The sequence below is a fragment of the Streptomyces sp. NPDC048606 genome (assembly GCF_040650855.1).
GTDB lineage: Bacteria > Actinomycetota > Actinomycetes > Streptomycetales > Streptomycetaceae > Streptomyces.
The window spans coordinates 24,262-33,513 of the sequence record NZ_JBEZIB010000057.1; the positions used below are offsets into that span (position 1 = coordinate 24,262).

At 71.2% G+C, this 9,252-nt stretch carries 10 protein-coding genes and 2 pseudogenes; 7 read left to right on the plus strand and 5 right to left on the minus strand.

Annotation, left to right across the window (positions count from 1 at the left end; all coding sequences use genetic code 11):
• Window positions 1-110 precede the first annotated feature (110 nt).
• Entirely contained in the window at window positions 111-842 is a 732-nt protein-coding gene (locus AB0D01_RS37125; protein ID WP_363063351.1) for a sporulation protein, read from the plus strand.
• 428 nt (window positions 843-1,270) lie between these two features.
• Window positions 1,271-1,405, plus strand: coding sequence for an SDR family oxidoreductase (locus AB0D01_RS37130; protein WP_363063353.1), 135 nt, complete (start codon window positions 1,271-1,273; stop codon window positions 1,403-1,405).
• A 385-nt stretch (window positions 1,406-1,790) separates the two neighbouring features.
• Here the strand turns inward: AB0D01_RS37130 and AB0D01_RS37135 are convergent, their stop codons facing one another.
• A complete protein-coding gene (locus tag AB0D01_RS37135) occupies window positions 1,791-2,213 on the minus strand; it encodes a hypothetical protein (protein ID WP_363063355.1) in 423 nt (140 codons plus the stop codon).
• A gap of 81 nt (window positions 2,214-2,294) precedes the next feature.
• Between AB0D01_RS37135 and AB0D01_RS37140 the strand changes: the two are divergent.
• Together AB0D01_RS37140 and AB0D01_RS37145 are read left to right on the plus strand one after the other, a co-directional pair.
• Window positions 2,295-2,402 (plus strand): annotated as a pseudogene (locus AB0D01_RS37140) (IS5/IS1182 family transposase); the annotation flags it as partial.
• On the plus strand, window positions 2,399-2,671 hold the full coding sequence (locus tag AB0D01_RS37145) for a DUF6223 family protein (protein WP_363063367.1): 273 nt from the start codon (window positions 2,399-2,401) through the stop codon (window positions 2,669-2,671). The pseudogene AB0D01_RS37140 and the gene AB0D01_RS37145, both read left to right, overlap by 4 nt.
• 119 nt (window positions 2,672-2,790) lie before the next feature.
• Here the strand turns inward: AB0D01_RS37145 and AB0D01_RS37150 are convergent.
• Window positions 2,791-3,119, minus strand: a pseudogene (locus AB0D01_RS37150) (SDR family NAD(P)-dependent oxidoreductase); the annotation flags it as partial.
• A gap of 265 nt (window positions 3,120-3,384) precedes the next feature.
• Here AB0D01_RS37150 and AB0D01_RS37155 point away from each other — a divergent pair.
• The gene (locus tag AB0D01_RS37155; protein WP_363063369.1) at window positions 3,385-4,266 is read left to right on the plus strand and encodes an ABC transporter ATP-binding protein; all 882 of its coding nucleotides are present in this window, start codon (window positions 3,385-3,387) and stop codon (window positions 4,264-4,266) included.
• Window positions 4,263-4,922 (plus strand): hypothetical protein, encoded by a 660-nt coding sequence (locus tag AB0D01_RS37160; protein WP_363063357.1) that lies wholly within the window; start codon window positions 4,263-4,265, stop codon window positions 4,920-4,922. The genes AB0D01_RS37155 and AB0D01_RS37160 overlap by 4 nt, the downstream gene beginning before the upstream one ends.
• Window positions 4,923-5,258: 336 nt before the next feature.
• On the opposite strand, the gene AB0D01_RS37165 is transcribed toward AB0D01_RS37160, so the two are convergent.
• The 3 genes from AB0D01_RS37165 to AB0D01_RS37175 all read right to left on the minus strand — a co-directional run bounded on the left by AB0D01_RS37165 (window position 5,259) and on the right by AB0D01_RS37175 (window position 8,343).
• Window positions 5,259-6,731 (minus strand): hypothetical protein, encoded by a 1,473-nt coding sequence (locus AB0D01_RS37165; protein WP_363063359.1) that lies wholly within the window; start codon window positions 6,729-6,731, stop codon window positions 5,259-5,261.
• Complete coding sequence (locus AB0D01_RS37170) at window positions 6,728-7,654, minus strand: hypothetical protein (protein WP_363063361.1); 927 nt, start codon at window positions 7,652-7,654, stop codon at window positions 6,728-6,730. The genes AB0D01_RS37165 and AB0D01_RS37170 overlap by 4 nt, the downstream gene beginning before the upstream one ends.
• A 131-nt stretch (window positions 7,655-7,785) precedes the next feature.
• The gene (locus AB0D01_RS37175; RefSeq protein ID WP_363063363.1) at window positions 7,786-8,343 is read right to left on the minus strand and encodes a hypothetical protein; all 558 of its coding nucleotides are present in this window, start codon (window positions 8,341-8,343) and stop codon (window positions 7,786-7,788) included.
• Window positions 8,344-8,588: 245 nt separating this feature from the next.
• Between AB0D01_RS37175 and AB0D01_RS37180 the strand changes: the two genes are divergently transcribed.
• Complete coding sequence (locus AB0D01_RS37180) at window positions 8,589-9,164, plus strand: serine hydrolase domain-containing protein (RefSeq protein ID WP_363063365.1); 576 nt, start codon at window positions 8,589-8,591, stop codon at window positions 9,162-9,164.
• Window positions 9,165-9,252: the final 88 nt, after the last annotated feature.

Below are 9,252 nucleotides of genomic sequence, written 5' to 3' on the forward strand. Positions count from 1 at the left end.
TTTTGACCATGAACGGTCGTCCTGACGCCACCCGGTGCGCTCACCCGGATAGCGTGATCCGCGTTCATCATCGAGGCCGGTTCCGGCCTTCTTTCAGGGGGGTATGTCGTATGGCGTTCCGCAAGTTCCTCAGCGCGCTGGGGGTCAACGCGCCCGAGGTCGAGACCGTGCTCGACGAGCACCGGGTGCAGCCCGGTCAGGAGCTGTCCGGCACGGTCACCGTTCGGGGCGGCGCCGTGGACGTGGAGATCGAGCGCTTCCAGGCCGAGCTGGTGGTCCGCTTCGAGAACCACGGCGCCGAGGCCCGCTACCTGCACGTGATGGAGGCCCGGGATTTCGGTGCGCCCTTCACGCTGGCCGCCGGGGAAGTCCGCACCCACACGTTCGCCTTCCGGCTGCCGCTGGGCATGCCGCTCACCCACTCCGGCGGGGAGCGGCTCAAGGGCGCGTACAGCGCGGTCCGTACCGAGCTCGCGATCGACAACGCCGTGGACCGCGGGGACCTCGACGAGGTCGAGGTGCACGCCCTGCCCTCGCAGGCGGCCGTGCTGCGGGCCTACCATGCGCTCGGCTTCTCGCACATGGACACCGAGGTCAAGCCGGGCCGGGCCATGAACTCCCGACAGGAGGTGGACTGGTGGCAGGAGTTCGAGCTCGGATTCCCCCCTGGCTACCGGCCCGCGATGCTGGAGATGATGATCGTCACCCTGCCCGAGGTCATCGACGTGTGCGCGGGGGGCTGGGCTCCCCGGCTCACCCTGACCCACGAGGAGGCCGCGGCCGACCAAGCGGCCCTCAACGCCCGGCTGGAGGCGCACATGAAGAAGGAATACGGAGCGTGATACCGCCCCGGGAGCGGTACACGCGGCCTGCGCCGCCCCCACCCGCGGGATCACCCTGGAATTCCGCCTCCGTCGCCACCGCCTTCGCCCATCGGTAGTCGGCCGTCACGCTGGGAGAACGTTGGATCTCCGGGACGTTACCGGCCGGCGGGGTGTCTTGTGCCCTGCCGGCCGGGTGCGGCAGCGCGCCTGGACCTCGACGAGGGTCGGGCCCGCGGCGCCCGGGCGACCTGCACCACGGTTTGACGTACCAGGGTTGCAAGGAATCCTGCGGCTGGTGGCCGACTTCAATTGAAGACGAGTAGGGCCGGACGTCTGGCAACCGGCTACCTCGGGTAACACGAACCCCGCCAAGTCTCTTTCCGAAACTCTATGTCCCAGCAGGGCCCGGAATTTTGTGGGACTTCGTCGCAGGGGTGCCCGCGGCGATGGGCGTGACCACGGGCCGCATGGTCGAGGCCGACGAGGTCGCGGCCGTCGTCGCGTTTCTGGTCTCGGGCCGCGCGGCGAGCGTCACCGGTGCTCATTACGTCATCGAGGGCGGCGGCATCAAGACGGTGTGACACGGCCGGCCCGCTGGGGCGGCGCGGAGACGACCGCCCCAGCACACCCCGCTCTCGCCGCGGACGCGGTCGCGTTCGCGTCGTCGCGCGGCCAACTTCAGGCAGCCGCCGGCGCGGAAGGGCGGACGGCGTTGGCGTCGCGAACCGCGCCGATTGCGGTTCGACCAGTTCTGCGGCAGTGAAGCTGCGGGCCGGGATCTCCGGTCGGCAGCAGCGCGTACCGGCTGCGGGGGCTGGCGGCGGGCCTCGGCGATCGGCCGGACGCCGCCGATCACCGCCGCGGAGCCGACCGGGCACCGTGGGGCACCGTGAACAGGCCGCCTGCCTGGTCGTCGTCCGCGCGACGAACTCCACTCCTTCGACGTACACGACGACCTGCAGGGGCTCAGGAACGCGGGGACGGGCTCCAAGGGATCGGACGAGGGGCCGGAGGCTGAACGACGCTGCGGAGCTTCTCCTTCAAGGACACCGGCGGGGCCTCACTCTCATCCTGAAGGTGCACGAGCCGGCCGATGGTCACCCTTACGTGACATCCGCGGCCTCGCTGCCTGATCGAGACCATCCATGCGCCATCCCCGGTCTGGAAGGCGCTACGGCCCGGGACGTCTCCCGGCCTGGCGTGGTCCGCGAGTTCCCTCGGCAGGTAGTGGCGAGCCGCGTCCACGGCCACCTCCTGCGCACGCTCCTCACCACCATCGATGAAGTAGCTGCCCGCCATCCTCCACCGATACAGGTTCAGTTCCGTACCGTCGACCCGTCTGGGCTCATGAACGTTCTCCTCGATGAGGACATACCACTCGTCAGTCATGGCCAAAGGCTATCCCCCACATTGCAGGAGGAACCCGGCCGGCCCCACGGGCTCTGACGGTCCACCAGTCGCCGGGCCGACCGCCGGCTCAACCACCGCTACGAGCGCCATCCCCGCAACCACCTGGCCCTTCTCGGCCTGGCTGCAGCCCTCTGCCGTTACAAGCGACTCGTCCGCCTCACCACATAGGACATGGTCCACCCCGTTCCACCCGTTATACCGGTAACGGCGACGGGCGCAGGGGCGTCGTGGCCTTCGTGGCGGGGCTGATCGCCTTGGTCAACGGTGGGCTGGTCCTGGCCACCGCCGACGGTAGTCCCGGCATCGGCAACGGGGTGGTCGCCGGCGCCGCGGCCCTGCTGCTGGGGCTGATCTCCACGGTCCTCGGCGGACTGGCCCGAGCACGCTCCCGCCGGACCAGCCGACCGCAGCGGCCACGACCGCGTTCAGGTCTGTGACGGACGCCGGCTGCCTCCCAAACACGTCCGAGCGCCACCAAGCCCGCCGAGAAGTCACTGAACCGGTCATCGAAGCAGCCCCCGTCGAGAAGCGGTGCTCGAAGGCTAGGGTCCCTTCCGCGGCCCGACGGCGTGGCGATACCTGGGTTGTTGACCAGCACGTCAAGCCGTCCGAACCGGTCGAGCGAGGCGCGGACGGCGGCCTCGGCCTCGGAGGTGTGCCGGACGTCGACCTCGGCCACCAGCACGGCCGCTCCGGCCTCCCTTGCACAGCGCCGCCGTGTGCTCGAGCCGGCCGGCCGAGCCGAGCGGGTAGGGGACGCCGGACAGGTCGGACGCCACGTCGAGGAGAACGAGGTCGGCGCCCTCCCGCGCGAAGGCGCAGGCTGCGGCCCGGCCGAGGCCGCGTGCCGCTCCGGTGATCAAGGCGGTCCTGCCGGCCGGCCATCGCGCCGTGACCGGACCTTCCCGGAGGGCCTCGGTGACGATGCGAAGGAGGTCCTCCGCATGGTCGGTGAGGTACATGTGGCCACCGGGGAGTTCGGCACACTCGAAACCGCCGGTCGTGGCGTCCACCCACTGGGCGGTCTCCTGCGCGCTGACGAGGTCGTCGTCGGCACCGCGGTACGCGGCTTATGCGAAGCGGAGGCCGAACCTCGTAGGCTGCGAGCGCGTGGGGATCTGCATGGGACGAAGGGGATCGGTTGTTACGTATTGAATCAGTGAGCAAGCGCTACGGTCGTGGCGACTGGATCCTGAGAGACGTGGACGTCGAGGCCCCGGCCGGCGAGGTCGTGGCCTTCGCGGGCGGGAACGGCTCCGGGAAGTCGACCCTGTTGCGGATCGCGGTGGGGCTGGCGCGGCCGACCCGCGGATCGGTGACTGCCCGACCGCCCGTTGTCGGGTACGTTCCGGACCGCTTCTCCCCCAACGAACGCATGTCGGCCATGGCGTACCTGACACACATGGGCCGCGTCCGCGGATTGACCACCTCGGTCGCCTCGGCTCGGGCCGGCCGCTTGCTGGACCGACTCGCCTTGGTGGGTGGCAAGCACGCCCCCCTGTCGAGCCTTTCGAAGGGCAACGCGCAGAAGGTCGCGCTGGCCCAGGCCCTTCTGGTGGAACCCGGGCTGCTTGTCCTGGACGAGCCGTGGTCCGGGCTGGATGCCGATGCCCATGGCGTGCTCGCCGAGATCATGATCGAGGTCGCGGCCCTCGGCGGCACGGTGGTGTTCACCGACCACCGCGAGTCGGTGGTCCGGGCCCGCGCCACCCGGACCTACATGGTCGCCCAGGGCCGCGTCTCGTTGCGTGGACCGGAGCTGTGCGCGACCGAGCCACTGCCCGTGTCCGATGTCGTCCTGACCGCGGGCCGATACGGCCGCGTACCGCAGAACCTCCCCTGGGAACAACTGGACGGCGTAATGACGGTGAGCCGGGACGGCACGGGCGTCAGGATGCGTGTGGGACGCGGGTCCATCGACGCTCTGCTGCTCACTGCGCTCCGGCACGGCTGGTCTGTCGAACGCGTCAGCGAAACCACTACGGATCACCACCGGGTGCCGAACGCCACGGCGAACGGAGACGTGCGATGATCGCGCTCATCCGCTACACCTTCGCCACCGTGCTGCACACGCAGCGCTACCTCGCCCCGCTGCTCTTGTTCACGGGTCTCATGGGCGTGCTGACCGTCAACGGCAGCGGCCCGCTGCCCCCCGCCTACGCCTCTTCCTCCGGCGCGCTGTTCGTCTCCTCGACCTGGCTGACCATCGCTCTGATGAGCCTGGACGACCCGCCGCAGCGGGCGATCGTCATCATCACCGCGGGCGGCCGGTCGCTCACGGTCCTGCTCGCGACGATCGGCACGGCCCTGTTGAGCTGTCTCGTCCTGATGGCCTTCGGACTGTTCTTCCCACTGTGGATGGGCGACTACGTGGTCACCGCGACCGACCTCCTGCTGGGCCTCGGAGCACAGCTCACCTGTGCCCTGGTCGGCATCGCCATCGGCGTGCTGTGCTCGAAGCCGGTCTTCAAACGGCAGGGATACGCGTTGGTCGCCGCCCTCGCGCTGGTGTTGGGGGCCCTCTTCGTCAAGGGCATGCCCCCGGTCAACTTTCTGTTCACCCTGATGGCCACGACCCCCGACGCGGCGAAACTGCTCGCCCCCACGGGTGCCATGCTCGCGATCTCCGCGGCGATTCTTGCCGTGTGCACCGCTGCCACGCAGTTCGTCGCCGGTCGCAGGGAATAGCTCATCGGGCCCGCGAGCATGTCTTGAGGATCGTGCAAGTTCGTGATGTCTCAGCCTGAACCGGGGCTTCCGAGCCGGGCACAACGGACGAGCGAGGGATCTCTGACGCCTGCCGGCCTTCCTCTCGGACGACAGCATTCCACTCCTTTACAGGCCACTGGACCTGACGAAGTCGGACAGTGCGGTCCGCTCCTGATGGACCGATATCTGAAGAGCCACGAGAGCATCCGGCACGTGCATGGCGACATCGTGGCATGGAGGCCGCACGGTGGACCTGTGCTCGTCGCCCGATCGGGAAACCCGGAGGGGTACGGCGGTCGGCTCACCGACAGGGGATCACCAGTTGGGATCCAGGACCAGCGCGAAGTCGTCGGGGCCGGTCATCCAGGTGTCGAATTCCTCGGGGGTGAGGTGGAGGGGGACTCCCGCGTAGTCGGCGGTGAGGGCGGCCAGGGAGGACAGGGCGCGAGCCGGGTCGTTGCCGGTGAGGTGGGCGCGGACGGGTTCGAGGGCGGGCAGGACGGTGGTGCGGGTGTGGGTGTTCGGTCCCAGCGACGCGGTCGCCGCGGCCATGAGGCCGGTGGTCAGGGAGGCGGTGAGGAGTTCGTGTTCGAGCGTGTCCGTCCCGGCGCTCCGGGTGCCGCGGGCGATGACCACAGCGGCCTGCAGGCCCTGGATGATGACGGTTCCCGCGGCCTGCGCCACGAGCCCGCCGACCAGCGCTCCGACGACGGGCACGGGGATCACGGTCTGGGCGACGGCTCCGCAGGCCCAGGTGAGGCAGGCGTGCAGGGCTGCTTCGGCACTGCGTGCGGCGAACTCGCCTCCTTCTATGTCCCCTTGGGCGAACTGCAGGCCGGCCCCGGCGACGGCGAGGGCCGCGCTCGCGGTGGCCGAGGCGAGTTCCCCGCCGCCGAACGCGGCGGGCAGCCTCCCGGCGCGGCCGGCGGTGCGGACCAGGGACGAGAGCCCGGCCAGCGAGCCGGAGCGCGCCGCGCCGCGGGCCGCGGCGGCGGCCGCGGTGAGCGCGGCCTGGGCGGGCGAGGTCTCCCCGGCCCGGATTCGGGCCAGTTGCCCGGCGGCCGTGACGGCGGCCTCGGCCGCGGCGCCGACGGCCGCCCCGGTGACGGCGGCCGCGGCGGCTTCCCCGGCGGCCGCGGCACGCACCCGGCCGCGCATCCACTTCTCCGGGTCGGTGGCGTGGCGGTGGGCGTCGGCCAGGTCCACCGGCTGCGAGGAGATGCCGCCGTAGCGGACGGAGTCGGTGAGGTGGGCGCGGGCGTCGGCGTACTCGGCGACGCCGATCCCGTCCGGGTTCATGGTCAGGCGCCGTCCCAGGAGGTCGTCCACGGCGGCCACCTTGTCCCCGGCCACCAGGCGTCCCATGCCCGTGTAGTGGGCGCGGCGGAGTTGGTGGGCAGTGCCGGATGCCGAGGCCATCAGCTTGGCCTGCGCCGCGCCGACCGTCTTCCCGCCGTCGACGAGCAGGAGGTCAGCGGCATCCGTCTGCGAGCCTCCCGCCGCCCATTCCGACACCACGGCCCGTACCCCGGCCCCGGCCCGGGCGGCGGCCTGGTTGAACGAGAGGGCGTGCTCCACCTCGAAGAGGTGGCCGGCCCGCTGGGCGTTGCCCAGGGCCGCGTAGCGGCGGGCGAGGCGCTGCACCGTCTCCCTGGTGTCCAGGGTCTCCAGCGTCGCCGCGGCGAATCCGCGGGTCGCCTCGTCCGCCGCCCACCAGGCGGCCGCCCCGGCCGCCCGCGAGGCGGCGGAGGCCGCCTTGTCCGCGCGCCGGGGCTCTGCCTCGCTCACGCCGCGGCCGCCAGGGCCGCGAGCCGGGTCCGGGCGTCGGCGACGGCCCGGCCCGAGAGTTCGTTCACGCGCCCGTCCTCACCGGCCGGTGGCGCTCCCATCACGGCGACCGTGGCCACGGCCAGGTCGAACATCTCCTTCACGAGGGCCCGCGCACCGGGTCCGTACGAGGCGTAGTCCTCGCTGCGGTCGACCAGTTCGGCGAAGGGGGCCTGCCGGGCGCGCAGCGCCCGGCTCAGCTCGCCCAGCACCAGGCGTATCTCCCGGCTCTGCTGGAACACGGCCGACAGTTCCGTCCGGGCCTTCTTCAGTTCCCGGCCCGCCTGGGCCAGCCGGCGGGCGAACTTCTTCTGCTCGTCCTTCACCGTGCGGCCGCGCCATTCCAGCAGGGCCCCCGCCGCGAGCAGCGCCGGACCGGCGACCAGGGCGGTCATCACCAGCGTGCCCGCCGCGACTCCGCCGCCTCCGGCCGCCAGCGAGCCTCCGCCGAGCCAGGCCAGGGTGGCGCTGGTGGCCGCCGCGCCCGACAGTCCCGAGATCGCCGTGCCCGTCGACGCCACCGCGAAGGCTCCCACCGCCGTGTAGGCCACGGCTCCCACCCCGGCGCCGGCGGCGGCGCCTCCGGCGAGCGAGGCCACCGCCGTGACGGCGACATTCCGCAGCTCGCACAGTTCCACGTCCGCCATGCCCGTGCCTGCCCGGTCCACGGGTGCGAGCTCCACCAGGTCGACGTGCTTGAGGCGTTCGAAGACCGCGAGGAAGGGGACGAGGGCCTGGTCATAAACGGCCCGGCGGCGCTCCTCCTGGGCCTCGCTCTCCTGCCGGATGTGCCGTTCCAGCTTCTTGCGCCGTCGCTTGAGCTCCTCGAAGCGCCGCTCGTTCTTGCGCGCGAGCAGAACCGCTTCGACCATCGCCACCGGCATGACACGCCACCCCTTTTGCCCCGCCCCCGGGTGCACTCGGCACGGCGGAAGGCCTCGGCCTCCCGCTCCCGCCGCCCTCTCCGCTCGCGCGGCGATGGGGCGGCGCGCCTCAAACTACACAATCCGCGCGATCATGCCACCCCCCTGTACGCACTGTGGGACGAACTGCGGAGAGGGGGGCCACGGTCGTCGGCCATCGGGTGGGAGGCGCCGGAGGAGCCCGCACCCCGTGCGGTGTAGCCCATGTCCGTCGCCGGGCGCCGCAGCTCGCAGCGGCTCCCGGACCCTTGAGGGTGAGGGGTGCGCAGGGTGTCGCCGGTCTCAGTGGCGCCGCCGTTCTCGGACAGGCCGTGCCGGCGCAGGTCGGAGAGCGCGCCGGTGTGCGAGGCGGTGTGGGCCTGCTTCCGCTTCGACGGGGTCTCCTTGTCTGCGTGCCGGAACGTCAGGTGCGGGGCACCGATCCGCTGGATCTGGTCGGCCGTGGCAACCTTCAGCACTCCGAGCACGCGCAGCACGTCGCCGCGGAACTGGTTCGTCGATCCCGCCGGGTTGGTCTTCCCCCTGGCCCGCCAGTAGCCCTGCCCCTCGTCCGTTGCCCGCGACCGGTCATCGGCCGGCCGCCGGTCACGCCTGGCCTGAGCCGGCCTGCGCGGCCCCCGGACCCTGATGGTCTCCTCCACTGCTGACATCAGGAGCAGAGAAGAGGGGGGTGACGTTTCCGGACCAAGGAAACGATCAAGGTTGAGGCTCTTCGGCAAGAGAGCGGTCCCTCCGACGGCGGGACCGTTCGGTGGTGTTGGATGCGCGAACCGTCACACCGCGCTCGGCAGATCGACGCCGGAACGGCGACGGCCCGCGCTGGGGGGATAGCCCCCGTTCCGATCCTGGGGTACGCCCGATCGCGCCCCGGTGGGGGCGAAACTAGGGTCCAGCCATGACTTCGACTCTGCGAAATTACCTGGTCATGGCACTCGGTGTCGCTGCGCTGCTGACCGCCGAGGTGGTCCCCGCCATCGCTCAGCCCGCCGGTCCCTCCCCTGTGGAGCGGTTACGCCGGGACACCGAGGCGATCCACGCGCTCGGTGTGAGCGGTGTGCAGGCCCGCGTGATCGCGCCCGACGGTCGGCAGTCGGTCGCCACCAGCGGTACCGCCGACCTGAACACCGGCCGCCCGGTCTCTTCGGGCGGCTACTTCCGCATGGCCAGCACGTCCAAGACGCTGGTCGCCACCGTGGTCCTCCAACTGGAGGCCGAGGGCAGGCTGTCCCTGGACGACACGGTCGACCACTGGCTGCCCGCAGTGGTGCGGGGCAACGGCAACGACGGCAGTCACATCACCATCCGCCACCTGCTGCAGCACACCAGCGGCATCCGCGACGCCCTGCCCGGATACACCACGCCTAAGGAGTACTACCAGCAGCGCCACAACGTCTACGAACCCGAGCGGCTGGTCGACCTCGCCATGGCCCATGAGCCGGAGGACTTCCTGCCCGGCAAGGGCTGGGCCTAAGGGTTGTCCCGTAAATGATCTTTGAGTTGCCTCGGGGATAGTGGGCTGCTGTACCGCCCGTAGGCCTATCCGGCGAGGGCGAGGTTGT